Below are 25,219 nucleotides of genomic sequence, written 5' to 3' on the forward strand. Positions count from 1 at the left end.
AAACGGGGTTACTGCCATGCCGCACTACACGGTCTGCTCCGCGCCGTACGCCCTGGTTCGCGCCACGGTGCTGCGGCATCCGGCCGAGAGCCCGTCCGCCGCCGCCTTCCGCAGTGAACTGGCCCGACTCGCCGCGCTGGACGCCGAGACGGCGGCCCTGCTGCCGCAACTCCGCGACGGCCTGTACGCCGGCCGGAGCGGCCATTCCCTCGACTTCCACCGCGAGGTGGTACTGCCGCTGCGCCGCGCGCTGCACAACGGGCGCGAGCCGCGGCCCGCGCTGCTTGCGCGACTCGGCGACCTCCCCGAGCGGATTCCACCGCTCGCCCGCTGGCTGTCCCTGCGCGACCGCAGGGCCGCGCTGCTCAGCGGACTGCCCGCCGTCGCCGAGGCCGCGCTGAACGCCGAGCACGACGCGCTGGCGGCCCTCTGCCGCGAGCCCGCACTTCTCCGCGCCGTCGCCCTGACCAGCCCCGACCTGCTGCGGGCGGTGGAGCGCGCGGGCACCGGCCGCCAGGACCGCAAGGCCCGCAAGGAGGAGCCCGGGGTGCTGCGGCACGTGCTCCGCGCCAGTACCAAGACCAGCCCGCTCTCCTGGTTCACCGCCGTCGGCTGGGGCCGCCTGCCCGGCGACGCCCCCCGGCACGGCGGGCCCGGAGCCTGGGCCGGACTCCCGGCCGACGCCCTGACCTCGGTGGTCAAGGTCAATCGGACGCTGGTGAGCGCCCTGTCCGAGGCGCTGCTGGACGACCCGCACCGCCGTGGGTCGCTGCCGCACCGGATGGCCAGCAGCGCCCAGGTCGCCGACGGCCGCGCGACCTATGCCGGCAGCCGGGTGGTGTTCGCCGGAGGCCGCTACCTGGTCACCACCGAGGACGAGGTCGGACTGGTCTTCAGCGGCCCGCTGCGACTGATCGACGCGCGCTGCGAGAAGCCCACTGGCCTGGAGGAGTTGGCGGCGGCGCTGAACACTCCGTCGGCGGCAGCAGCCATGGCGTTCCTGGGCCGGCTGACCGAGGCCGGTCTGCTGGTTCCCACCGAGCCGGTGGACCCGCAGGACGAGGACCCGTTGACCCGCCTGGCCCAGTGGCTCCGGGACGACCCGGACCAGGCGGCACTGGTGCGTCAGATCGACGACATCGCCGCCCGGACCAGGACGTTCGCGACAGCCGAGCCCGCCCGGCGTCCCGCGCTGCTGGCCGACCTGTCGCAGCGCTGGCACACCCTGCTGGCCGAGGCGGGACGGCCGGTGCCCACGGGTGCCGCTCCGTTGAACGTGCTGTCCGAGGACGTGGTGGCAGCCGAGCCGGTCCGGCTGGACGGGCTGCTGGACCGTGCCGACCAGCAGGCGCTGGGCGAGCTGACGGCGCTGGCCGAACTCTTCGACCTGGGGCATCAGCTGCGGCGGCTGGTCCGGGACCGCTTTGTGGCGCGCTACGGAAGCGGCGGGGTCTGCCGGCATCCGTGGGAGTTCGGCGCGGAGGTCGCCGAGGCCTGGGAGCAGGTCACCCTGGACGAGCAACTCGCGCCGCTGCGGCAGGACTTGATCGACGCCGCACACGGCGCGGGGAGCGGTGACGCGGTGCTGCCCGCGGACCTGGTCCGCGGCCTCGGCGACCGACTGCCGCGCTGGATGGTCCAACGGCCGCTGAGCTACTCGTACTTCCTCCAGCGCGGCACCGCGGACGGCCTGCTCTGCGTGAACCATGTGTACGGCGGCTGGGGCAGGTTCACCAGCCGCTTCCTCGGATCGATGGCGCCGGAGGCCGGGGCCGAGGTGGCCCGGCAGATCCGCCGGGGGCTGGGCGAGGGCGCCAGGGCGGTCCAGGTCCGCCCGGTCGGCGGTTTCAACGCCAATCTCCATCCGCTGCTGGTCCCGGACGAGATCGGCCCCGACCGCCGCTGGACCTCGATCGGGGAGCCCGAAGTGGACCTGGTCCACGACGAGGCGAGCGACCAGGTGCGGTTACGGCTGCGCGCCACCGGCGAGTTGCTCGAGGTGCTGTACGGCGGCTTCCTGGCCCCGATCATGCTGCCGAGGCGGATCGCGCCGCTGCTCTCCGACCACCCCAACGGGGTGGTCGACTTCGCCTCCCTGCTCCCGCGGTCCAGCAGCGAGGCTCCCGGCGGCCGGGTGGTCCGCACGCCTCGGCTGCGCCACCGCCACCTGGTGCTGCAGCGGCGCCGCTGGCACCTGCCGGCCGGTGTGGTGCGGGCGCTCCGCGCCGACCTCGCCGCCGAGCAGGGGATACCGGTGGCGGCCACCGCCCGCTGGCGAGCACTGCTGGAGCTGCCCGAGCAGCTCTTCCTGCACCCGGCGCCCGCTCCCCTGGACGGAAACGCCACCGAGGACTTCCTCACCCGTCTCGGCCGTCCCAAGCCGCAGTTCGTGGATCTCGGCAGCGCGCTGCACCTGCGCTCGCTGGCGAAGTGGCTCTCCCGCCACCCGGGCGGCGCGGTCCTGGAGGAGGCGCTGCCGGCCCCCGGCGGACGGGAAGTCGCGGCCCGGGCCGTGGAACTCGTCGTGGAGACCTACCGCGAAGGGCTGCCGTCATGACCCCTCAGGATGTGGTCGCCTACTACTACCGGCCGGTCAAGGGCCCGCTGCTGCGCGGCGCGTTCCTCCCGCTCGCGGACAGCCTCGCGGCGCAGGGGCTGGCCGTCCATGTGGAGCGGCACTGGCTGCACGGCCCGCATCTGCGGTTGCGGCTGCGGGGGTCGGAGGACCATGTGGCGGAAGCTGTGGATGCCGTGCGGGGGTGGGTTTCCGAGCATCCGTCAGTGAGCGCGCTGGGAACGGAGGAACTGCTCGCCCAGGCGGCCGAGGCCGGTCGCGCGGAGCTGATCGCGCCGCCGTACGGGCCGGTCCTGCCGGACAACACCGTACGGGTCGAGCAGGTGGACCATGCCGGGCTGCGGGCGCTGATCGGGGACGACGGCGTGGCGCTGCGCGAGGACCTGTTGGGGTCGGCTCTGCCCGCGCTGCGTGCGGGCTCGGAGTTCCTCGGCGAGCACGGCGACGGTTCGACGGCGCGGCTGCAGCTCGCGGTGGCCGCGCTGGCGGCCCACGCCGCGGCACACCCCGGCGGGCTGGTCGGCGGCCACTACTCCTATGTCTCCCATCTGGAGGACTTCCTGCTCCACGAGGACGGCGACGGTCGGCTCCGGCAGGTCTTCGAACGCCACTGGCAGAGCGCGGGCGCCACGGTGACCGCGCTGGTCGGACGGATCGCGGACGGCGGCGGCAGCGGCTGGGAGCGGGAGTGGGCCGCCTGGTCCGCGTCCGCCTGGCGCCTCACCGAGAGCCGCCTGGCCGCCGGGGCGAACCTCAGCGGCGACCCGGAGGAGTACCGGGTCCGGGCCGCCGCCACGGGTGACGCCGCGGCGGCGCAGCGCTGGGACCGCGAACTGCGCACGCGGTACAGCGAGTTCCACCAGCTGCTCCGGCGCTCCGACCCGGACGGTAGGATGTGGAGCCGCCCCGACTACCTGGTCCACCGGGCGTGCACCAATGCCCTGTACCGGCTCTTCACGATCTGCGACGTGCTGCCGCTGGAGCGCTACCTGGCCGCGTACCTCGTGGTCCGGGCCGTCCCGGTGCTCACCGGGCACGACTGGCGCACCGAGGTGGCCGGCATCATCGAGGCCGTGGAGCGTGCCTCATGAGCCTGGACGATCTGGCTGCCTGGCGGTTGCGGCCGGGGGTCGCCGTCACCCTGCTCAGCGACGGCATCCACCTGCGCGGGCGGCGGTCGAGCGTCACCCTGGAGGGCAGCCGCGCGCTCCCGGCGCTGTGGCGGATGCTGGAGCAGGTCCTGTTGTCGGGGCAGGCTCCCGTCGACTCCAAGGTGCGTGCCGCGCTCGGCACCATCGTCGCCCAACTGCACGCCCACGACCTTCTGGTGGCGGCGGACGACGACACCGGGGCGCGGCGGCTGCGTGCCGTTGCCTCGGCCGAGTGGCGGGTGCTGGCGCCCGATCCGTCGAGCCCCCTGGCGCAGGCCGCCGGACGGGCGCTGGCACGCGGCGGGGCCACACCCTCGTACGTCGCCTCCGGGACCGCCCGTGCCGGGCAGATCGTCCTGACGGCACAACAGGTCGCCGTGGCTGCCGGGTGGTGCGGCCGGGCGGCGTTCGTCACCGCCCCGGGCAGCCCGGAGCAGGCGGGGGCGGATGCTGCGGCGCTGGACGCCCGGCTCGGGGCGGACTCCGCGGCGGCCCCGGGGACGGCCCTGACGGCGCTGATCGCCGGTGCTGCCGCACAGCGGTTGCTCTGCGCCGTCGCCGGGTCGCCCGACCCCGCCGACGAGGGCGACGATCAGCGCCTGCTGCCGGGGCGGCCCGCGGTTCTGCTGGCCACCGCACGGCCGCTGCAGGCCGAGTACCACTGCTGGTTGGGCCCCGATCTGCTGGATCCGGACCGTGCGGCGGAAGTGGCGCCGCCCGGCACCCTCGCCGAGGCGTTGCGGCGGGTGGCCGCCCTGGGTGACGAGTTGGTCGGGGTGCTGGCCCCGGCGCTACCGGCTGCGCTGCCGCAGTTGCCCGCGGCGCTGGCCTCCTGCGGCCCGATTGTCGCCGGTGGAGCGCGAGTTGATCTGGCCCGGCTCGACGCGATGTGCCGGGCGGCCGAACTCCGGCTGGGTACGACAGTGGGAGTGGACCCCCTGCACGCCTGGGGTCGCGCGCTGCGGCAGGCGGCCATGGGCAGGCCGCCGGCGGCCGGTGCAACCGTGCCGGAGGAGCAGTGGTCGGCGCATCCGCAGGCCCGCCACTGGTGGAGCACCCTCACCGGGCGGCTGGGGGTGCAGGCCGGACTGCATGTGGTCCGGGGCTCCTCCGGGTTTCACGCCGCCGTGCGCGACCCCTCGAGTCGTTTGCTGGGCCGGGCCGTGGAGGCGACCGCCGGGGACGCCGCGGCCTTCGCCGCGCTGGCGGCGACGGCAGCCGCGCAGTCGGCGGGCACGGGGACAACCGGCCGGCCGAGCGGGGCGTCGGCTTCGATCGCCACCGCCGGGGCGGAGTTCGCCGGTTGGGAGGACGACGGCTGGACCATGAAGTGGCTGGCCGGGGTCGCCTCCCGCGAGTTGGCCTTCCAGGCGGCCCTGCGGCGGCTGACCGGACTGCGCCCGGTGCCGTGGAGGCCCGCCGACGCGGACGCACGGGCCGTAGCCGCCGGGTTGCACGGCTGCGGCTTCACCCTGCTGGGCAGCACCCCGTGATCGTCCTGGACGCCAAGGGCGCCCTGGCCGCCACCAGCGGCACCGCCATGGTGCTGCTGGAGCAGTGGACGCTGGGCCTGGCCGAGGAGTTGAGCCGGCATGCGCTGGCCCACCCGGTGGTCCAGGTCCCGGTCCGCCTCGACGGCGCGCTGACCGTGGTGGGCCCGGTGCTGCGGCCCGGTGCGGCAGCCTGTCTGTGCTGCGCGGAGTACCAGCGCCTCGCCACCGCCGGGGGCCGCGTCCCCTGGCGCAGCCCGGCCCTCGCCCTGGCCGGGCTGCCCTCCCCCGCCCTGGAGGAGGGCATCGCGGCGTTGGCCGACGAGTTGCTGCAGGGCACCGAACAGGAGCCGGGCGCCACCGTCCATGTCGTGCACAACGGCCGGGCCACCTGGTCCACCCATCGGGTCCGCCCGGTCGGCGGCTGTGCGGTCTGCCGTCCGCTCCCGCCGGACTCCGCGGAGGACGCCGCCGTCCCCGCCGTCCCGCGGCCGCTGCCCGATCCGGAGGTGCTGCGGGCTGCCAACTCCCTTACGGACAAGGCCGGACTGCGGGCCGCTCTGTATGACGAACGGTTCGGTCCGGTCCGTCGGCTGGTCCGCTCCGAGCAGTCGGTCTTCAGCCTCACCAGCGCCTATGTCACCGATGGCCGCCTGGTGGAGGACGGCGGGTACGGCCGGGCCACCGACTTCGACAGCAGTGAGCGGATCGCTCTCTTCGAGGGTGTGGAACGGCTCGCCGGGATGCGTCCGACCGGCCACCGCACCGTGCTGCGAGCCTCGTTCGAGTCCTTGGGCAGCGAGCGCGCGGTGGATCCCGAGCGGCTCGGCCTGCCCGACCCCGCCCACCAGGGGCATCCCGCCTCGCGGACCGTGCCGTACACCCCGCAGCTGGCACTCGACTGGGTGCACGGCTGGTCGCTCACCCGGGGGCGCGCTGTCGCCGTGCCGGAGCATGTCGCCTACTGGGACGTGCCCGGCCCGGACCGTCCGCGCGTGGTCTATGAGTCCTCCAACGGGTGCGGTCTGGGCAACAGCCCCCAGGAGGCCGCCCTCTACGGCCTGTTCGAGGTCGCCGAGCGGGACGCGTTCCTGATGGCCTGGTACGCGGCCACCCCGCTGCGTCGGATCGCGGTACCGGCCGAGGATCCCGTGGTCGCCCAACTGGCCGACAGGGCAGCCCTGGTGGGCTACCGGCTGACCCTGTTGGACGCCGGCAACGACTTCGGCATCCCGGCCGTCGTCGCCGTCTGCCGCTACCGGGGCGACGATCCGGCGGCGCCCCGGGCGTTCCTGGCCGCCGGGGCGCACCACGACCCGCGCGCGGCCATCCGCTCGGCGGTCGCCGAGGTGGTGACCAATGTCCACGAGTCGGCCGCGCGGGCCCTCGACCCGGGACGCCCACGTGCGCCGGAACGGCTGCGCCCGATGCTGGAGCAGCCGGAACTCGTGGTCTCCCTCGACGACCACGTCGGCCTGGGCACCCTCCCGGAGGCCCAGGGGCGGCTGGAGGCGCTGGTCGCCGATGCTCGGGAGCTCGACTGGCGCGAGGCCTGGCCGGGAGCGCCGACGCCGGTGGCCGACCTGACCGCGCTGCTGGGCGAGACCGTGCGACGGCTGTCCGGGGAGGGGCTGGAGGTGATCGCCGTCAGCCAGGACGAGCCCGGCATCCGCGACCGGCTCGGCCTGCACTGCGTCAAGGTGATCGTGCCCGGTTCGCTGCCGATGACCTTCGGGCACGTCAACCACCGCACCCGGGGCCTGCCCCGGCTGCTGGAGGTGCCCTACCGGCTGGGCCGGGTCCAACAGCCGCTTCGTTACCACGAGTTGGCCATCCATCCGCACCCGTTCCCCTAGGAATCCCATGACGGACGACGCTCTCGGCTTCCACAGTCTCCACCTGTTCCTGCACTGCGACACCGAGCAGACCGACGCCTTTCTGACGGAGGACCTCGCCCCGCTGCTGGAGGATGCCGAGTGGTTCTTCATCCGCTACGGCGAGGACGGCCCCCAACTGCGGGTCCGGGTGCGCGGGCTGAGCCCGGGCGCTGCCGCCGAACTGCCGGTGGCCCTGGCCCGGCTGGCCAAGGAACGGCCCGCCGGCAACGGCCCGTGGCCGTCGGAGCACGCCGAGGTCCGCGCGGTGCCCTACGTCCCCGAGACCGAGCGGTACGGCGGGCCGCGGGCCCTTCCGGTGGCCGAGGAGGTCTTCGTCGTCTCCTCCCGGGTGGCGGTGCAGGCCCTGCGCCAGATCGGGGAACGGACAAGCCGCTTGACCATTGCGGCGGATGCCTGCCATGCCACCGCCTTCGCCCTCGGCCTGGAACCGCTGGCCGCCGCGCAGTGGCTGCGCCGGCATGCGTCCGGCTGGCGCTGGATCACCGACGTCTCACTGCTGCCAGGCGAGTTGGTGCACGCCAAGGTCAACTCCGTCTACGCCGCGCAGCACCGGGCCCTGGTCGACCGGGCCCGGGCCCTGTGGGCGGGCCTGGAGCAGCGCACCGCCGCGCCCTGGTTGAACGACTGGGCGGAGCAGGTCCGGGCCGCCGACCAGAAGCTCCGCGGGACGGTCTCCGAGGCGGGGCTGCTGTGGGTGTGGGGGTCCCAACTGCACATGCTGCTCAACCGGCTCGGGGTCACCCCCGACGAGGAGCGGGCCGTCTGCCGACTGGTCGCCAGGACCCTGCTGGACGCCGGCGAACCGCCCTCGTTCTTCCCCACCGGGCACCGCGCGCCGGACCGCCAGTACCTGGAGCGGAGCAAGTTCCAGATCGGGCGCCCCGAGGACAGTGCCCTGCGCCCCCTGCCGCCTTCGCCCGACAGCGGCAGCGGCGACAGCAGCCAGGCCCCGGCGGAGATCGACCTGCCGGCCGAGCCGCTGCCCGAGGTCTCGCTGCGGGCCGCGCTCACCGCCAGGACCTCCGCGCGGGGCCCGCTCGGCGGCCCGCTGACCGCCGGGCAACTCGGCACCCTGCTCTGGGGTTCGCACGCCGAAAGCCACCGCACCGAGCGGCAGACGGCGGACGGCGGCCGACACCTGCTCAGCCATCGGCCCTACCCGAGCGCGGGCGCCCTGTACACCGTCCGGCTGCGCCTGATCGCCCTCGACGTGGCGGGCCTGCCCGCGGGCACCTACCAGTGCGTCCCACTGCGCCGCACGCTGTCACCGGTCGGCCCGGCGCCGTCCGTCGAGGAGATCAAGCCGCTCTCCTCGTACTTCACCCGCGCCTCCGACGATCCCGACGGGATCGGCGTCGACCGGGTGCCCGCCCTGCTGGGCCTCTACCTGGACCTCGGCCTGCTGCGCCGACGCTACGGCCTACGGGCGCTGCGCCTGGGCCTGCTGGAAGCCGGCCACCTGGCCCAGACGCTGCTGCTCACCGCCGCCGCGCTGGGCCTGGCCACCACCCCGCTGGGCGGCTTCCACGACGATCTCGCCCATGAACTGTTCGGCCTGGACGACCTGGACCAGCCGCTCCAGTACCTCCTCCCGCTGGGCCGCCTGGTTCAGCTCTGACGGGCCTTGTAGCGGGGGTCGCGCCGGTTGATGACGAACACCCGGCCGCGGCGGCGGACGACCTGCGCGCCCGGCTTGGCCTTCAGCGCGCGAAGCGATTTACGGACCTTCATCGGCGTCTCCCTGCTCCTCGTCACGGGTCTTTATGGCCATGACAACCAAGGGGCAGAGACGTGTATTCCGGCGACGATGCGGAATACCGCTCACCTCCGGCCAACTCGGGTCGTTTAAGGTCAAGTTCAGCCATCCAGCATCAGCCGGTCCAGTAGGATGCGGTCGTACTCTGGCATGACTCAGTCAAGGGGAGAGCTTCATGGGTGGCGCGAACAGCGGAATCGGTCATCAGAACGTCCGGCTCGACCATTCCGGTCAGGCCGAGGCCTTCGATGCCATCGGCGACCGCTACGACGAGGCCTTCCCGCACAAGGAGGGCCAGCTCGCCGCCGGTGAATGGCTGATCGGGGCCCTGGCGGGCGGATCCCGGGTGCTGGACCTCGGCAGCGGCACCGGACTGCCGACCGCGCGCCAGCTCGCGGACGGAGGGCTCGACGTCGTCGGCGTCGACCTGTCCGGCGGCATGGTGGAGCTCGCCCGTCGCAACGTCCCGGCCGCGCGGTTCCACCAGCTGGACGTCGCCGACGTGCAGCCCGGCGGCGACCCGGACCTGGGCCGCTTCGACGCGGTCGTCGCCTTCTTCTCGCTGCTGATGCTCCCCCGGGCCGAGATACCCACGGTGCTCCGGACGATCCACCAACTGCTGCTCCCAGAGGGCCTGTTCGCCCTCTCCATGGTGGAGGCCGACGTGGACGACTTCGCCATCCCGTTCCTCGGCAACACCGTGCGGGTGTCCGGGTACCTGCGCGACGACCTGCGCAAGGTCGTCGAGGAGGCGGGCTTCGAGATCGTGGCGGAGTCCTCCTACAGCTACGCCCCGGCCATCGCGGACGTGCCGCCGGAGGAGCAGATCTTCCTACGCTGCAGGCGAAGCGCCTGATGGGGCCCCATGAACGCCCCGGTGCGGCAGCCGCCGCGTTCGTGGACCTGCGGGACCTGGACGTCCCCTTCGCCCCGCCCCGGTCCGAGCCCGACTGGGGCGAAGCAGCCTGCGCCGCCGAACCGCACGTCACCGAACCGCAGACCGACCGGCTGCGGTACGTCGACGCGGCGACGCGCCGGATCGCCCGCGGTCTGGACCTGGACGAGACGCTGGGGGAACTGCGGCTGACCACCGTCCCCGCGTTCGCCGACGCGATACTGACCTACCTCTGCGACCCGCTGCCGGTCGGCGGCGAGAAGTCGGCCTCGGCCGCCGCCCCGCTGAACCTGCGCCTGCACCAGGCCGAGCAGACGCTCGCCGACCTGGACGCCACCGAGCCCTGGGCGCCGCCGCAGGCCGTCCGGCACGCGGCGCTGGGCGCCGCCGCGTCCGAGCACCTGACCGTCCCGGCCAAGCTCGCCGCGTTACTGCGGGCCGGCCGGCCGGTGTTCGGCGACGCACCCGGGACCGCGCCCACGGTGGCCGCGCTACTGGCCCCGGTGGCACGGGCGCTGGGGACGCCGCCGCAGGACCGGCGACTGATCGTCGCCCCGCTGTACGGCCGCCACCGCGCCCTCGGCGCCATCGTGCTGCTGCGCGGTACGGACCGGCCGGCCTTCACCGCCGACGACCTGCTCGTCGCCTCCCAACTCGCCACCCACACCGCGCTGGGACTCGACAAGGCCGCGCTCTACGGGCGCGAGGCCTCGGTCGCCGACGCGCTGCAGCGCGCGATGCTCCCCTCCTCGCTTCCGGAACCCGCCGGCGTCCGGCTCGCCAGCCGCTACCTGCCCTCCTCGGAGACCGCCCGGGTCGGCGGCGACTGGTACGACGCGATCCCGCTCCCCGGCAACCGGGTCGCCCTGGTGGTCGGCGACGTCATGGGCCACTCGATGACCTCCGCCGCGATCATGGGCCAACTGCGCACCACCGTCCAGACCCTGGCCGGACTCGACCTGCCCCCCGACGAAGTACTGCACCACCTCGACGAACAGGCCCAGCGCCTCGGCAGCGAGCACATGGCGACCTGCCTCTACGCGATCTACGACCCGGTGTCGCACCGGCTCCTGGTGGCCAACGCCGGCCACCCGCCGCCCGTGCTGCTGCACCCGGACGGCCGCACCGAGGTGCTGTGGATCCCGCCGGGCGCACCCATCGGCGTCGGCGGCGTCGCCTTCGAGTCGGTGGAGCTCCCCGCTCCCGCCGGGGCGACCCTGCTGCTCTACACCGACGGCCTGGTCGAGTCCCGCGACCGCGACGTGTGGACCGGCGTGGAGCTGCTGTGCGACCGGCTGCACGCGGCAGCGGCGGCGCTCGCCTCCCCGCCCCTGGAGCAGCTCTGCGACCAGGTCCTCGGCATCCTGGGGCCGGGCGGCCGGGACGACGACATCGCCCTGCTGGCCGCCCGGTTCGACGGCATTCCCTCGCACGATGTCGCCTACTGGTTCCTGGACCCGCGCCCGCAGACCGCGGAGCGGGCCCGCCGGCTCACCCGGCGGACCCTGCGGCGCTGGGGGCTCGACTCCATGCTCGACTCGACCGAGCTGATGGTCAGCGAGGTGGTGACCAACGCCGTCCGCTTCGCCTCCCGGCCGATCACGCTCCGGCTGCTGCGCACGGACATGCTCCGCTGCGAGGTGAGCGACGACTCCCCGAAGGTGCCCAGAATGCGCCACGCCCAACCCGGCGACGAGGGCGGCCGAGGCCTCTTCCTGGTCGACTGGCTCGCCCAGCGCTGGGGCGCCACCCGCCTGAGCACCGGCAAGGTCGTCTGGTTCGAACAGCAGATCCTCGACAGGAGCCCGTAGCGCACCCCGTCGGGATCAGACGATGCCGTGGCGGTGAGCGTAGCCGATGGCTGCGGGGCGGTCGCGGGAGCCGGTCTTGGCGAAGATCCGGTTGATGTGGGTCTTGACGGTGTGGTTGCTGAGGAACAGCCGTTCGGCGATCTCGGGGTTGGTCAGCCCCTGGGCGATCAGGGCCAGGATCTCGACCTCACGCTGCGTCAGACCGTCCGGCGAAGGCGGCGGCGGAAGTTGCGGGGCGGCCGCGGCCGGCCCGGTCGCGGCGAGCAGGGTGGCCTGGACCCGGGGGTCGAGGACGGACAGGCCGCCCGCCGCGGCGTGCAGGGCGCGGGCGATGTCGGTGCGGTCGGCGTCCTTGGTGAGGTAGCTGCGGGCACCGGCCCGCAGCGCGTCCAGGACCGAGGAGTCGTCCAGGTAGGTGGTCAGCACGACGACGGCGACGTCGGGGTGTTCGGCGGTGAGCCGCCGGGTGGCGCCGATGCCGTCGAGGACCGGCATGTGCAGGTCGAGCAGGATCGCGTCGGGACGGTGCTCGGCGACCAGCTCCAGGGCCTGCTGCCCGTCCGCCGCGGCGGCGACCACCTCGATGTCGGGCAGTCCGCCGAGCAGCAGCACCAGGCCCTCGCGGACGGTGGCCTGGTCGTCGGCGACCACGATGCGCAGCGGCACGGGGGCGGTGCTCATGGAGCGGCGTCCTTTGCGAGCGGGAGGCGGGCGGTGACGGTCCACCGGGTGTCGTCCGGGCCGGCGGCGAGGGTGCCGTGGAGCAGCAGCAGCCGTTCCCGCATCCCGGTCAGCCCGTAGCCCCCGTCCACCCCGCCGGCGCCCCGCGGCCCGGCCGCACGCCCTTCGGGCAGGCCGTTGACCACGCTGAGCCGGACCTGACCGGCCTCGAAGTCCAGCCGCACCTCGACCGGGTGCCCGTGGGCGTGCTTGGCGGCGTTGATCAGTGCCTCCTGGGCGGTGCGCAGCAGCGCGACCGTGGCCTCGGGCGGCAGCGGTGCGGGGGTGCCGCCGGTGGCGAAGGCGACAGCCACACCATAGCGCCGGCGGTAGGTGTCGACGGCCCGGGCCAGCTCCTCGTTCAGCGGCAGGGTGTCCACCCGCAGCGCGTGGACCGCCCGGCGGGTCTCGACCAGGCCGTCGGAGGCCATCCGCTGGGCGGTGGTCAGGACCTCGATCGCGCGCTCGACGTCCCGCTGGTCCTCCAGCACCGCCCGGGCCGCCTGGATCTGGATCCCCAGCGCGCCCAGGGAGTGGGCCAGCACGTCGTGGATCTCGCGGGCGATGCGGGTGCGCTCGTCCAGCACGTCGGCCCGGCGCTGCTGCTCCTGCAGCCGCTCGTACTGGGCCAGCAGCGCCGCCGACTGCCGGGCCTGGACCTGGTAGGCACCGCGGTTGCGTCCCACCAGCAGGCCGACGACCAGCAGCATCGGGAAGCCCAGCAGCGTGCCGTACCCCTCGTCGAAGACCACCCCGCCGACCTCGATCGCCAGGATGCCCGCCGCGGTGACCGCCAGGCTCGCCGTGAAGCCGATGTCGCCGCCCACGGACAGGGTCGCCGCCGCCGCGAAGGCCACGATCGCGGCGCCGCCCCCGCCGACGGCGGAGGCGAACCCGGCGACGACGGCGATCATCCCCAGGATCACCGGCAGCGCGGTCGGGCGGTACCGCGCCGCGGCCGGGTGCAGATCGACCACCGCCCATGCCGCGAGCCCCGCGCCGAGCAGGCCGTAGCCCGCGATCAGCACCGCCACCGACGCGGAGCCCTTCGGCGGACCGACCAGCGCCAGCAGCCCGACCAGGGCGAACCCGGCCGCACGGGCCAACCAGACGACTGAGCGCAGCATGGCCTCAGTATGACGCCGCACCGTCACCGCTGGTCCCGGCGCCCGCGGTCGAAGGACGCGGACATGAACGACTTGCCGTCCTTCTCGGGTGCGAAGGGGATGCCGGCCGCGAGGGCACGGGGCACCACCACCGCGGCTTGGGCCAGCCGGTTGAGGCCCAGGGTGAACAGCAGGGTGGTGGCCGACGCGGCGACCGGGGCGTGCACGGCGGTGGCCAGCACATACACGACGCCGCGCCAGGCGACCAGACCGCCCCAGAGCCAGAGGCCGCGCATCGGCAGCTTCGCCCACAGCACCCCGCCACGGGATTCCAGCCGGGTGATCGCCCCGAAGGCCAGGCCGATCGCGATCGAGCCGGCCGCGCCCACGGTCAGGCAGGCGATGTCGGCCGTACTGAGGTGGCGGCCGCCGCCGGTCAGGTCGGTGAACCCGATCACCGTGAGGACCACCGGCAGGATGACCACGCGCTTGCCCCGCAGCAGCTGGCCGCTCAGCTGCTGGTAGATGACGTAGCCGACGACGGCGACCACGGCGATGATCTCGAATCCGGACACGGTGTCCTCCTCTTCCTCCACGCCTCCCCGACCGAGGACCGGCCTGGTGGCGACAGGTCCGACGCTACGGACGGGGGCGGTACCAGGACGTCGGCCCGGGGGTTGAGGCACGGGTGGAGTCCCGGACGCCCGCCTGGTACCAGACCGCCCGCCGGGCTCATACCGGGGACCAGCCCGTGGGCCGATCCGAGGACGGGCGGATGCCGCGAAGGTTGGGCCATCAGCCAGAGACCGACCCCCAGGGAGACACCATGTTGTCCGAACTCACCGAAGCGATGATCGTCAACGGCGCGGTGCTGGCCGCGGTGCTGCACACCGACCTCGGCAGCGCACGCAAGATCGGCCCGATGCGGATCCTGCGGCCCCTGGTCATCGCCGGCGCCATCATCCCGCTGTTCCTGGAGAGCCCGGTCACCCACGGCACCGGCCTGTCCGTGGAACTCGCCGCGATCGCCGCCGGCCTGCTCGGCGGGCTGGCCGCGCTGGGCCTGATGCACGTCTACCGGAGCCCCAGCACCGGCAAGCCGGTCAGCCGCGCCACCGGACCGTACGCGCTGCTGTGGATCCTGGTGATCGGGGCCAGGGCCGCCTTCTCCTACGGCTCCGCGCACTGGTTCCCCAGCCAGCTGACCCACTGGTGCATCGCCCACCAGGTCAGCGGCGCCGCGATCACCGACGCCCTGATCTTCATGGCCGTCGCCATGCTGGTGACCCGCACCGCCGGACTCGCCGTCCGCGCCTCCCGCCTGCAGTCCGTCTCCAGCGGCTACGCGGACGCGCGGATATAGGCTGGGCCGTATGAAGATCGGGTGTGGTGCTCCTGTGTCCGGTGCCTGGGCCACCGCCGACAACCTCGCGCGGTTCTCCGCCCGGGCGGAGGAACTGGGCTACGACTCCCTGTGGACGTTCCAGCGGCTGCTGGTGGGCGCCGACCAGGAGTTGGCCCCGGTCTACCGCAGTGTGCTGGACCCGCTGATCGCGCTGGGCTTCGCCGCGGCCCACACCTCGCGGATCCGGCTCGGCGTCGCCGTGCTGAATCTGCCGTTCGTCTCCCCCGCCCATCTGGCGAAGCAGGCCGGGACCCTGGACCTGCTCTCCGGCGGACGGTTCGACCTCGGCCTCGGGCTCGGCTGGTCGGCCCCCGAGTTCGCCGCCACCGGCGCGTCCACGGCCCGCCGGGGCGCCCGTACCGAGGAGTACCTGCGGGTGCTGCGCACGCTCTGGGCCGACGAGGTGAGCGAGTTCAGCGGCGAGTTCTACCAACTGCCGCCCAGCCGGATGGAGCCCAAGCCGGTGCAGCGCCCCGGTCCCCCGGTGCTGCTGGGCGGTGTGGTGCCGGCGGCGCTGGCCAGGGCCGGCCGCCTCGCCGACGGCTGGATGAGCAGCAGCCGCACCGACCTCACCGGGATCGCCGAGCAGATCGCCGCGGTCCGCGGCGCCGCCGAACAGGCCGGCAAGGACCCGGCCGCCGTACGGATCGTCTGCCGGGGCGCGGTACGGGCGGACGACCGGGGACGCGGCCTCACCGCCCCGGACGGCACCAGGCAGCGGCTCTCCGGCTCCTACGCGCAGATCCGCGAGGACGCGGCCTGGCTGGGCGAGCAGGGCGTGACCGAGCTGTTCTACGACCTGAACTGGGACCCGCTGATCGGCCATCCCGAGGCCGACCCCCGCACCGCCGCCCTCCGCGCCGAGGAAGTGCTGCACGGGCTGGCCCCCTCCGGCAGTTGACGTCCCGTCAGCACGACCGGCCCGAGCGCAGACCGCCGCCCTCGCCGGTTCCACCTTGTGAACGCAGTGGACGGGGATGTCCCCACCTGCGCGTCAGGGTGTGGAACAGCTTTATTAGGAAACTTTCCTGACGGTGCTCTTGACGCGATGTCATGGACGCTAGTTAACTCTGGCGCGACAGGCATGTGTACGCGTTCTGGCAGTGCCGGTTCCGGAAATTGGTCCAGACCTTGACCCGGATCCGGTGCCGGGTCCACTCTCGACCCATCCCCCCAGTGCCCCGCCATTCGTTCACTTCATGAAGACGGCGGGCGGAGCGCCGATCATCTCGGGAGCACCCCCACTTCCGACTCCACCAGGAGGAATCCTGTGACATGGTCACGCCCAAAGAGGTATCTCGTCGCCTCCACGCTGCCAGTGGCAGCGCTGGCGATGGCACTCACCAGCAGCGCCAACTCCCAGGCAGCGGGAACCTTTCCGGCCCACTACGCCGCGCCGTACCTGCAGATCTCGGACAGTGACGCCGGCGACATGGCCGCCGACATGAACGCCACCGGGCTGAAGTACTACACCCTGGCCTTCCTGATCCCCCGGTCCGGCTGTACCCCGCAGTGGGAGGACGGCGGCGACTCCATCGGCGCCTTCGCCTCGCAGATCAACGCGCTCAAGTCGGCGGGCGGCAACGTCATCATCTCCTCCGGCGGCGCCGAGGGCGGCGAGCTCGCCGAGACCTGCACCTCGGTCACCTCGCTGACCGCCGCCTACGCCAACATCGTCAACACCTACGGCATCACCAAGCTGGACTTCGACATCGAGGGCGGCACCCTCGACGACTCCGCGGCCAACACCCGCCGCAACCAGGCTCTCGCCGCACTCCAGGCGCAGAACCCGTCGGTCCAGGTCGACTACACCCTGGCGGTCGACCCCACCGGTCTGCCGTCCGAGGAGCTCGGCGTCCTGCAGAACGCCAAGAGCGCGGGCGTCAACGTCAGCACGGTCAACATCATGACCATGGACTTCGGCGACGGCCAGAACGCCCTGAACGACGCCGAGGGCGGCGCCCGCGGCACCGCGGCCCAGCTCGCCAGCCTGTACGGGATCTCCACCTCGGCGGCCTACGGGCGGATCGGGCTGACCCCGATCGCCGGCCAGAACGACGACAACGAGAACTTCACCCAGGGCAACGCCTCCACCCTGGAGAGCTTCGCCGCCACCAACGGCGTGCAGGAGCTGTCCTTCTGGGAGGTCGACGGCTACGACAAGGGCACCGGCTACGCCTACTCCCGGATCTTCAACGCGATCACCGGCGGGACCACCACCCCGCCGCCGCCCCCGCCCACCGGAACCGGTCAGATCACCGGCTACGGCGGCAAGTGCGTCGACGTCGCCGCGGCCAGCAACGCCAACGGCACCGCGGTCCAGCTCTACACCTGCAACGGCACCACCGCCCAGCAGTGGACCGTGGCGTCCAACGGCTCGCTCCAGGCCCTGGGCAAGTGCATGGACGTGACCGCGGCCGGCACCGCGAACGGCACCAAGGTGCAGCTCTACGACTGCAACGGGACCGCCGCGCAGGCCTGGACGCACCAGTCCAACGGTGAACTGGTGAACACCGGCTCCGGCAAGTGCCTCGACGCGACCGGACCCAGCTCCGCCGACGGCACCCGGCTGCAGATCTGGACCTGCACCGACGGCGCCAACCAGCAGTGGAACCTCCCGAGCTAGTCCCCACCCGAAACACCAGAAACACCTGGAGCACCCGGAGGGGCCCGCGGCGCTGCTGCCGCGGGCCCCTCCGCCGTCCCGCTAGGCTGCTGAGGGTGTTCACTCCCCTCGGGCCGTCCCTGCGCGAGCTCGCCGTCCAGGCGCTCTCGTCCGTCGAGCACGGTTACGACCTGCTGGCGCCGAAGTTCGACCAGACCCCGTTCCGCACCCCTGACCGGGTGCTCGACGCCGTGGCCGAGGCGCTGGCGCCGCTCGGGCCGTTCGGTACCGGGCTCGACCTCTGCTGCGGGACCGGGGCGGGGGTGGGCCCGCTGCGGCAGCTGTGCGCGGACCGGGTGGTGGCCGTCGACTTCAGCGCGGGCATGCTGGCCGCGGGCCGGGAGGCCGCCGCCGCGACCGCGGACCCGGCCGAAGGACCGCCGGTCGACTGGGTCCGGGCCGACGCCCTGCGGCTGCCGTTCGCCTCGCGGTTCGACCTGGTGGTCAGCTTCGGCGCGTTCGGGCACTTCCTGCCCGAGGAGCGGCCCTCGCTGTTCGCGCAGGCCTTCGCCGCGCTGCGGCCCGGCGGCTGCTTCGCCTTCCCGATCGGCGCGCCGCCGAGGGTCGGCTCACCGCTGTACTGGGCGCTGTGGGGGTTCGACGCCGCCATGTACGCGCGCAACGCGCTCCGCCGGCCGACCTTTGTGATGTACTACCGCACCTTCCCGCTCGCCGAGGTACGCGGCGATCTGGAGCGGGCCGGCTTCACCGTGCAGACCCTCCCGCTGCTCGGCCGACTGGACGACGGCAGCCCGCGGGCCCGACTGGTGCTGGCCAGAAGGCCGCTGACTCCGCCTCAGTGATTCCGGACAGGGCGGTGCCGCCGGGCGCGGACGCGCCCGGCGGCACCTGGGTGCTCCGGTCAGGTCAGGTGTTCCAGACCTGGAACTCCGAGAGCTGCCCGGCCGGCCAGCCGGTGTTCGCCGTGACGGTCACCCGGAAGTAGCGCTGGGTGGTCGCGGGGAAGGTGATGGTGACCGTGTTGTTGCTGTTGGGGTCGAAGGTGTAGGCGGCCGACGACTTGACGGTGCTGAAGGAGCTGCCGTCGGTGCTGCCCGTGAGGGACAGCGTCTCGTTGCGGCTGCCCCAGCCCGCGGGGAGCTGGAGCACGACTCGACTGGCGCTCTGCGCGGAGCCGAGGTCCACCTGGACCCACTGCGGGAAGGCGTTGTTGGCGCTCTCCCAGTAGGTGCCCTGGTTGCCGTCCGTCACGTTCGAGGACGGGTAGACGTCGGTGTGGCTGGACTCGCTGGTCGGCTTGCCCGCCGCCAGGTTGGTGCTCACCGTGCCCGCGCCGGTTCCGGTCAGCGCGACCGTGGTCGGGCTGTTCGACGCGTTGCTGCTGATGGTGAGGTTGCCGGTCCTGGTTCCCGACGCGGTCGGGGTGAACTTCACCGCGACGGCGCAGGAGGCACCGGCTGCGATCGACGTCCCGCAGGTGTTGGTCTGCGAGAAGTCACCGGTGGTGGCGACGCCGGAGACGGCCGCGGCGGCGGTACCGGTGTTGGTCACCGTGACCGACTGCGCGGCGCTGGCGGTGTTGAGCGCCTGGCTGGCGAAGGTCAGCGAGGTCGGTCCCGCCGACAGGGTGGCCGAGGGGTTGGTGCCCCCGCCGCCACTGCTGGGGAAGACCTCGAAGTCCGACAGCTGGCCGGCCGGCCACCCCGTGTTGGCGGTGATGTTCACCCGCACGTACCTCGCCGTGGCGGGGCTGACGGTGATGGTCGCCGTGTTGCCGTTGGCGTTCGGGTCGAAGGTGTACCCGGCCGAACCGACCAGGGTCGAGAAGTTGGTGCCGTCCGTGGACCCCTGCACCGAAAGGGTCTCGGTACGGGTGGACCAGGCGGTGGCCGGCGGGAGCTTGAGGACGACCTTGCCCACGCTGAAGTTCTGGCCGAGGTCGACCTGGGCCCACTGCGGGAAGGAGCCGTTGGCGCTCTCCCAGTAGGTGGACGCGTCCGGGTCGGTGAGGTTCGCGGCAACGTAGGGGCTGCTGCTGGAACTCGCCGACGCGGGCTTGCCCGCCGCGATGTTGGTGCTGCTGTCGATGCCGCTGCCGCTCAGTCCGACCGCGGTCGGGCTGTTGTTGGCATTGCTCGCGACGCTCAGGGTGCCGCTGCGGGCGCCGCCCGCGGTCGGCTTGAAGGCGACGTTGACGGTGCAGGAGGCACCGACCGCGACGCTGGAGCAGTTGTTGGTCTGGCTGAAGTCACCGGTCACCGAGACGCCGGAGACGGTCGCCGTGCTGGTGCCCGAGTTGGTCAGCGTCACCGTCTGCGCGGCGGTGGTGGAGCCCACCACCGTGCTGGCGAAGGACAGGCCGCCCGGGGAGGCGTTCAGGACCGGGCCGGGGGCGGTGCCGGTGCCGGAGAGGCTGACCGTGTTGGTGACCCCGCCCGCGTTGACGGTCAGGGATCCGCTGCGGGCGCCGGTCGCGGTCGGCGCGAACTTCACGCTGACCGTGCAGGAGCCGTTCGCCGCGATCGAGGACCCGCAGGTGTTGGTCTGCGAGAAGTCGCCGGAGGCGGCGATGGAGGAGACGGACGCGGCCGAGCCGGTCGGGTTGGAGACCGTCACGGTCTGCGCCGCGCTGGTCGCGCCGGTCGCCACCGAACCGAAGTTCAGCGCGCTCGGGCTGGCCTGCACACCGGTGACCGGGTAGGGCGGGAAGACCGGGGCCGGCCACGGGCCGCAGACCGGGGTGCCGGTGATGCCGGAGTTGCCGCCGCCGTCGGTGACGACGAAGTTGCCGCCCTCGCAGTTGTAGATGGGGGAGGACGCTCCGACGCCGGTCGCCGTGACATTGGTGAACGTCGCCGCGCCGCCGGTCTGCTCCTGCAGCGCGAACGTACCGGTGCCCGCGATGGTGACGTTGTTGAGACTGACACCGCTGACGGTGCCCTCGACCCACTGCACCGCTTCGTACGGGCTCTGCTCGATCAGCGCGTTGGTCACGTTGACCGGTCCGGTGACCGCGCCCTGGCTGCCGTCGAACCACAGCGCGCCGACGCCGAACTGCCAGTTCGGGTCGAGCGAGCCGTCCCGGATCATGGTGTTGTTGGAGACGGTGGTCAGGCCGACCGGGGTCGACGTGAAGCGCTGGGCCACCGTGATGCCGCCGCCCTGGGCGAGGCCGGTGTCCTGCACCAGGTTGCCGGTGACGGTGTTGTCGTGGCCGCCGTAGATGGCGATGCCGTTGGCCAGGATCTGGTCCTGCACGGTGTTGTTGGAGATGGTGTCGTTGGCGTCCGCGCCCTTGCCGGAGTCGGCCCAGGTCGCGATGCCGTCGTCACCGGTGTTGCGGATGTCGCTGTTGGTGACGGTGGAGTTGGTGACCCCGCCGTGGAAGTTGATGCCGTCCGCGGTGGTGTCCCGGATCCGCAGCCCGCTGAGGGTCAGCTTGTCCATCGGGCCGTCCAGCCAGGCGCCGACCTTCAGGTGGTCGATCCAGATGTTGGTCGCGGACGAGTTGCTCAGCGCACCGCCGATGCCGTTGTCCTGGTCGCAGTCGTTCCGCACGCCGACCTGGCCGAAGATGGCGAAGTTGGACAGGTGCACATTGGTGCTGACGCCGGAGTTGCCGCCGACCCCGCAACTGTCCGGTTCACCGAGGCCGTAGAAGCCGGGCTCGGCGCCGTTGACGCTGGAGTACCACATGCCGGCGCCCGCGACGGTGACGTTGTTGACGGTGATGTGGCCCGGGATGTTGAACGTGCCCGGCGGGATCCAGACCGTGCCGCCGGGGCCGGCCGCCGCGATCGCCGCGTTGAAGGCGCTGGTCGCGTTGGCCGCGCCGCTCGGGTCGGCGCCCTCGCTGGTCACCGAGACCGAGCCCGAGGGCTGCGTCAGCGGCGCGCCCACCTGCTCGAAGTCGGCGAAGTCGACGGTGTAGGAGGAGGCGTTGTCCCCCGCGTCGACCTGCAGCTTGAAGGTGGTGCCCTGCGGATAGGTGGTCGAGAAGAGGCGGTGCGCCTCGTCGTAGAAGTGGTGCGGGTTGCTGCCCGGGTCGTTGGTGAACGGGTAGCTGCCGTAGTACCAGCTGGTGGCGTTGGTCAGGGTGAAGTCGGGCTGCTTGACCCCGTTGATGTACAGCGAGAGCGGGGCGGTGTAGGCCGTCCCGCCCGAGGTGTCCGGGATGCTGTAGCGGAAGTCGATCGAGTTGGTCGCCACCGGGGTGGTGAAGGTGACCTCCTGGCCGGTCCCCTGGAGGGTCACCGCCTTGCGGTACGACGCCTCGTCAGCGAGCTGGCCGGCGGCGTAACTCGGGCCGATGACCGTGCCGTTGGTGGCGGAGTTCTCCGCTTGTACCTCGACGTACGGCAGGCTCGCCCCGCTGCCGCCGGTGGCGGCGGCCCAGGCGGGTTGGACGGCGAGGGTTGAGATGCCGATGGCGGCGAGCATCGCCGGGGCGAGCCCCAGGACCAGCGTTCGCCTCAGATCTCGGATGGATCGGAACACTTGTTGCTCCTTTCGACACGGAATGCCGGATCTACACCGTCGGCACCGCAGTCAGGTGGGGTGGAGGAGCGTGAAAATCAGCAACAGACACAGGACAGGGCATGGCGAGGGGCCTCGCTGCTCCGTGGGTGGTGGAGCGCGGCGAGGTGCTTCGCGGGCGGGTGCGGACACTGAGTGGTGGGGGACGGCGCAAGTGGGACCGTAATCTCTTCGCCACTACTGCGCAATATCTAGATTCATATCTGTCGGATTCATACTTTTGACTGCAAGATCCAATGCAGTTGAGGTTTCATCCGGGTTTGGCGCGTAGTCGGCGGGCAGGTTCACGCCTCGTCCCGGCTTCCATCACAAATGGAACACGAGAGCCACAAATGTTCGCCGGGGCCTAGAAATGGTCTACACCACAAAGGCATAGTGGCGTAGACCACACACATGTGCAGTCCGAGGAGAAGGCCATGGGATTCACCGGATCCGTCCACGATCTCAAGCCGCGCTGGTCGGTGGACCTCCCCATCAGCGCGACGACGGCCACTGCCGGAAAGCAGACCTTCATCGTGCTGGCGCACACCTTCGCCGAGGCCGTGGAGGCCGCCTGGGAAGAGGCGCACACCCCGCAGGCCACCCGGCACCGCAAGGGCGCCGCCCTCGCCGCGCAGCGCCACGACCTGCACGCGCGCATGCTGTCGGTCGGCCTCTTCTGACCCTGGGTGGCTGACCCCGGCAGGGGCAGGCTGGGCCGGGGCGGCGGCACCATACTCGGATCCATGAACGAACAAGGGCAGCTCGGGGAGTTCCTGCGGACCCGCCGCTCCCAGCTGCGGCCCGACGACGTCGGGCTGCCGACCTACGGGGACCGGCGCCGGGTACCGGGCCTGCGGCGCGAGGAACTGGCGCTGCTGGCAGGGGTGAGCGCCCCGTACTACACCCGGCTGGAACAGGGGCAGTCCCTGAACGCCTCCCCCGGGGTGCTGGACGCCATCGCCGGGGCCCTGCAGCTGGACGAGTCCGAGCGGCTCCACCTGCAGACCCTGGCCCGTACCGGCGCCCGGCGCACGCGGCCCCGGAGGCCGGCGCCGGAGCGGGTGGCACCGGCGACCGAGGAACTGCTGCACGCCCTGGGGGACGTGCCGGCGATCGTGCTCGGCCGCCGGCACGACGTCCTGGCCTGGAACCCCCTGGGGCACGCGCTCTTCGCCGGGCACCTGGACCCGGACGGGCCCGGGCGGCCGGCCGAACGCCCGAACATGGCCGCCCTGGTCTTCCTCGACGCCCACGTCCGCGAGCTGTACGCGGACTGGCCCAGCAAGGCGAGGGCGGTCGTGGGCAACCTGCGGCTGACCGTCGGCCGGTACCCGGACGACGCCCTACTCACGTCCCTGGTAGGCGAATTGACGGTGAAGAGTTCGGAGTTCGGCTCGATGTGGGCCGACCACCGGGTGCAGGCTTGCGACGTGGCCCGCTACCAGATGCGCCATCCGCTGGTCGGCGCACTGACCGTCACCCAGCAGAGCCTGGCGGCCCCTCAGCGAAAGGGGCAACTGATCATCGTCGCCACCGCGGCCCCTGGCTCCGCCTCCTCCCACGCACTGACCCTGCTCGCCCGAACGATCCAAGGAAGCCATGCTTAGGAAGCTCTCCACCACAGCCCTGTCCGCTGCGGTCCTGACCGCCGTGCTGACCACCCCGGCCTCCGCGTCGACGGCGGCCGGCACCGTGTCCGACCCGCACATCGCCGTGCACTTCGACCTGGCCCGCGGCCAGATGCCGGAGAACGTGGCGCTGGCCCCCGACGGCACCGCCGACGTCACCTTCGCCGGCGCCCGCCAGGTCGCCCAGGTCAGCCCGCGCGGCACCACCCGCGTCCTGGCGACGCTGCCCGCCCCCGCCGACGGCGGGGTGAACACCCCGGCCCTGCACTTCCCGCTGACCACCGGCATCGTCCGCGACCAGGACGGGACCCTGTACGTCCTCTACGCCACCGGCACCGCGGACCTGACCGGGCTGTGGCGGATCCGTCCGGGCGGCACGCCCGAGCGGATCGCCGCGCTGCCCGCCGACGGGCTGCCCAACGGCCTGGCCCTGGACCCGCGCACCCGCACCCTCTACATCGCCGACTCCGTGCTCGGCACGATCTGGAGCGTCGGCACCGCCGGCGGCACCCCGACCGCCTGGTCCACCGCGCCGGAGCTGGCCTCCACCGGCTTCCTCGGCGTGAACGGCCTCAAGGTCCACAACGGCGCCGTCTGGGCCGGCAACCTCGACCGGGGCACCGTCCTGCGCATCCCGCTGCGGCACGGCCGCGCCGGCCGGGTGCAGGTGAGGGCGACCGACCTGGCCGGTATCGACGACTTCGCCTTCACCGGTCGCGGCGACCGGATCCTGGCCGCCCTCAACGGGCCGGACACCGTGGCACTGATCCAGCCGGACGGCAGCCACAGCATCGTCCTCGGACCCGGTGACGGGCTGCAGAACCCCACGTCGATCGCCCTGCGCGGCGACACCGTCTATGTGTTCAGCGCCGCCTACCTCACCGCGAAGGACCCCAATCTGCTGCTGGCCCGCCTCCGTCACCAGTGAGCGAATGATCGAACGACTGGCGGTTGACCGCTGCTGCTCCGGCCGTGACCGCCCGGCGCAGCAGCGGGAGGTCCACCTCCAGCAGGCTGCGGACCACCGTGCGGCCGGGGGCGGAACGGACCGGCAGGAAGGACGGGACCGCGACCACCGCGCAGCCCGCCGCCTCGGCGGAGGCGATGCCGGTGGGCGAGTCCTCGACCGCGACACAGCTGTCCGGCGGCACGCCCAGGGCGGCGGCAGCGGCCAGGTAGGGGTCGGCAGCGGGTTTGGTGCGCGGGGTCTCCCCCGCCGCCCGCGAGACGCTGAAGCGGTGCCGTCCGAGGACGTCCAGCACCGGGTCGACCACCTGGCGGGGCGAGGCGGAGACCAGCCCGGTGCTGACACCCGCCGCGTTCAGCCGGTCCAGCAGGTCCAGCGCTCCGGGCAGCGGGACGACCCCGTCCCGCACCAGCGCGGTGAAGCGCCGGTCCAGGGCGGCGGCGAGGGCGGTCGGCGACACCTGCTGCGCGCTGCGGCGCAGCAGGTGCTCGGCGGTGTCCTGCACCGCGCAGCCGAGCACGAACGGGCGGTCCTGCTCGCCGAGGGCCAGGCCGAGGCGGGCGGCTTCCAGCTCCGCCGCCTCCCACCACAGGCCCTCGGTGTCGACCAGCGTCCCGTCCATGTCGAACAGGACGGCATTGAGGGAAGGCAAGGGTCCGCTGCTTTCTGATGA

At 72.9% G+C, this 25,219-nt stretch carries 20 protein-coding genes; 14 read left to right on the forward strand and 6 right to left on the reverse strand.

All coding sequences use genetic code 11. The features are described 5' to 3' along the window. The first annotated feature begins 16 nt into the window (after nucleotides 1-16). From ACEZDG_RS02860 to ACEZDG_RS02880, 5 genes are read left to right on the forward strand one after another with little or no spacing between them, the layout of a single operon-like run. Nucleotides 17-2,557 carry a lantibiotic dehydratase gene (locus tag ACEZDG_RS02860; RefSeq protein ID WP_380501836.1) on the forward strand — a complete coding sequence of 847 codons (2,541 nt, stop codon included), beginning with the start codon at nucleotides 17-19 and terminating at the stop codon, nucleotides 2,555-2,557. Next, the gene (locus ACEZDG_RS02865) at nucleotides 2,554-3,666 is read left to right on the forward strand and encodes a lantibiotic dehydratase C-terminal domain-containing protein (protein ID WP_380501839.1); all 1,113 of its coding nucleotides are present in this window, start codon (nucleotides 2,554-2,556) and stop codon (nucleotides 3,664-3,666) included. The genes ACEZDG_RS02860 and ACEZDG_RS02865 overlap by 4 nt, the downstream gene beginning before the upstream one ends. Further along, a complete protein-coding gene (locus ACEZDG_RS02870) occupies nucleotides 3,663-5,219 on the forward strand; it encodes a hypothetical protein (protein ID WP_380501841.1) in 1,557 nt (518 codons plus the stop codon). The genes ACEZDG_RS02865 and ACEZDG_RS02870 overlap by 4 nt, the downstream gene beginning before the upstream one ends. Continuing rightward, nucleotides 5,216-7,072 (forward strand): TOMM precursor leader peptide-binding protein, encoded by a 1,857-nt coding sequence (locus ACEZDG_RS02875; RefSeq protein ID WP_380501843.1) that lies wholly within the window; start codon nucleotides 5,216-5,218, stop codon nucleotides 7,070-7,072. Before ACEZDG_RS02870 ends, ACEZDG_RS02875 begins: the two co-directional genes overlap by 4 nt. 7 nt (nucleotides 7,073-7,079) lie before the next feature. Then, nucleotides 7,080-8,732: a thiopeptide-type bacteriocin biosynthesis protein gene (locus tag ACEZDG_RS02880; protein WP_380501845.1), complete on the forward strand. Its 1,653-nt coding sequence runs from the start codon at nucleotides 7,080-7,082 to the stop codon at nucleotides 8,730-8,732. Here the strand turns inward: ACEZDG_RS02880 and ACEZDG_RS02885 are convergent. Next, nucleotides 8,723-8,845: a 50S ribosomal protein L36 gene (locus ACEZDG_RS02885; RefSeq protein ID WP_380501847.1), complete on the reverse strand. Its 123-nt coding sequence runs from the start codon at nucleotides 8,843-8,845 to the stop codon at nucleotides 8,723-8,725. The two genes, ACEZDG_RS02880 and ACEZDG_RS02885, sit on opposite strands and share 10 nt — an antisense overlap. Before the next feature lie 200 nt (nucleotides 8,846-9,045). Here ACEZDG_RS02885 and ACEZDG_RS02890 point away from each other — a divergent pair, with 200 nt between their 5' ends. Further along, the gene (locus ACEZDG_RS02890) at nucleotides 9,046-9,726 is read left to right on the forward strand and encodes a class I SAM-dependent DNA methyltransferase (RefSeq protein ID WP_380501849.1); all 681 of its coding nucleotides are present in this window, start codon (nucleotides 9,046-9,048) and stop codon (nucleotides 9,724-9,726) included. Beyond that, a complete protein-coding gene (locus tag ACEZDG_RS02895; RefSeq protein ID WP_380501851.1) occupies nucleotides 9,726-11,576 on the forward strand; it encodes a SpoIIE family protein phosphatase in 1,851 nt (616 codons plus the stop codon). Before ACEZDG_RS02890 ends, ACEZDG_RS02895 begins: the two co-directional genes overlap by 1 nt. Before the next feature lie 15 nt (nucleotides 11,577-11,591). Here the strand turns inward: ACEZDG_RS02895 and ACEZDG_RS02900 are convergent, their stop codons facing one another. The 3 genes from ACEZDG_RS02900 to ACEZDG_RS02910 are packed head-to-tail and all read right to left on the reverse strand — an operon-like array spanning nucleotide 11,592 to nucleotide 13,977. After that, complete coding sequence (locus ACEZDG_RS02900; protein WP_380501853.1) at nucleotides 11,592-12,257, reverse strand: response regulator; 666 nt, start codon at nucleotides 12,255-12,257, stop codon at nucleotides 11,592-11,594. Further along, the gene (locus ACEZDG_RS02905) at nucleotides 12,254-13,423 is read right to left on the reverse strand and encodes a sensor histidine kinase (RefSeq protein WP_380501855.1); all 1,170 of its coding nucleotides are present in this window, start codon (nucleotides 13,421-13,423) and stop codon (nucleotides 12,254-12,256) included. Before ACEZDG_RS02905 ends, ACEZDG_RS02900 begins: the two co-directional genes overlap by 4 nt. Nucleotides 13,424-13,446: 23 nt before the next feature. Then, entirely contained in the window at nucleotides 13,447-13,977 is a 531-nt protein-coding gene (locus ACEZDG_RS02910) for a hypothetical protein (RefSeq protein WP_380501857.1), read from the reverse strand. 251 nt (nucleotides 13,978-14,228) lie between these two features. Here ACEZDG_RS02910 and ACEZDG_RS02915 point away from each other — a divergent pair, with 251 nt between their 5' ends. The 4 genes from ACEZDG_RS02915 to ACEZDG_RS02930 all read left to right on the forward strand — a co-directional run bounded on the left by ACEZDG_RS02915 (nucleotide 14,229) and on the right by ACEZDG_RS02930 (nucleotide 18,275). Beyond that, complete coding sequence (locus ACEZDG_RS02915; protein ID WP_380501859.1) at nucleotides 14,229-14,765, forward strand: hypothetical protein; 537 nt, start codon at nucleotides 14,229-14,231, stop codon at nucleotides 14,763-14,765. 10 nt (nucleotides 14,766-14,775) lie between these two features. Next, complete coding sequence (locus ACEZDG_RS02920) at nucleotides 14,776-15,708, forward strand: TIGR03619 family F420-dependent LLM class oxidoreductase (protein WP_380501861.1); 933 nt, start codon at nucleotides 14,776-14,778, stop codon at nucleotides 15,706-15,708. A 432-nt stretch (nucleotides 15,709-16,140) separates the two neighbouring features. Next, nucleotides 16,141-17,433, forward strand: coding sequence for a ricin-type beta-trefoil lectin domain protein (locus tag ACEZDG_RS02925; protein WP_380501863.1), 1,293 nt, complete (start codon nucleotides 16,141-16,143; stop codon nucleotides 17,431-17,433). Between the two features lie 95 nt (nucleotides 17,434-17,528). Further along, entirely contained in the window at nucleotides 17,529-18,275 is a 747-nt protein-coding gene (locus ACEZDG_RS02930; RefSeq protein WP_380501865.1) for a class I SAM-dependent methyltransferase, read from the forward strand. A gap of 64 nt (nucleotides 18,276-18,339) precedes the next feature. Here the strand turns inward: ACEZDG_RS02930 and ACEZDG_RS02935 are convergent, their stop codons facing one another. After that, the gene (locus tag ACEZDG_RS02935) at nucleotides 18,340-21,930 is read right to left on the reverse strand and encodes a choice-of-anchor D domain-containing protein (RefSeq protein ID WP_380501867.1); all 3,591 of its coding nucleotides are present in this window, start codon (nucleotides 21,928-21,930) and stop codon (nucleotides 18,340-18,342) included. Nucleotides 21,931-22,385: 455 nt separating this feature from the next. On the opposite strand from ACEZDG_RS02935, the gene ACEZDG_RS02940 reads away from it, so the two are divergent. The 3 genes from ACEZDG_RS02940 to ACEZDG_RS02950 all read left to right on the forward strand — a co-directional run bounded on the left by ACEZDG_RS02940 (nucleotide 22,386) and on the right by ACEZDG_RS02950 (nucleotide 24,507). Continuing rightward, on the forward strand, nucleotides 22,386-22,631 hold the full coding sequence (locus ACEZDG_RS02940) for a hypothetical protein (protein ID WP_380501869.1): 246 nt from the start codon (nucleotides 22,386-22,388) through the stop codon (nucleotides 22,629-22,631). A gap of 63 nt (nucleotides 22,632-22,694) precedes the next feature. Continuing rightward, nucleotides 22,695-23,558, forward strand: a complete 864-nt coding sequence (locus ACEZDG_RS02945; protein ID WP_380501871.1) for a helix-turn-helix domain-containing protein — start codon at nucleotides 22,695-22,697, stop codon at nucleotides 23,556-23,558. Further along, nucleotides 23,551-24,507, forward strand: coding sequence for an SMP-30/gluconolactonase/LRE family protein (locus tag ACEZDG_RS02950; RefSeq protein ID WP_380501873.1), 957 nt, complete (start codon nucleotides 23,551-23,553; stop codon nucleotides 24,505-24,507). The genes ACEZDG_RS02945 and ACEZDG_RS02950 overlap by 8 nt, the downstream gene beginning before the upstream one ends. On the opposite strand, the gene ACEZDG_RS02955 is transcribed toward ACEZDG_RS02950, so the two are convergent. After that, nucleotides 24,458-25,198 carry an HAD family hydrolase gene (locus ACEZDG_RS02955; protein ID WP_380501875.1) on the reverse strand — a complete coding sequence of 247 codons (741 nt, stop codon included), beginning with the start codon at nucleotides 25,196-25,198 and terminating at the stop codon, nucleotides 24,458-24,460. The two genes, ACEZDG_RS02950 and ACEZDG_RS02955, sit on opposite strands and share 50 nt — an antisense overlap. Nucleotides 25,199-25,219 lie beyond the last annotated feature (21 nt).

This window comes from Streptacidiphilus alkalitolerans, from assembly GCF_042511045.1.
GTDB lineage: Bacteria > Actinomycetota > Actinomycetes > Streptomycetales > Streptomycetaceae > Streptacidiphilus > Streptacidiphilus alkalitolerans.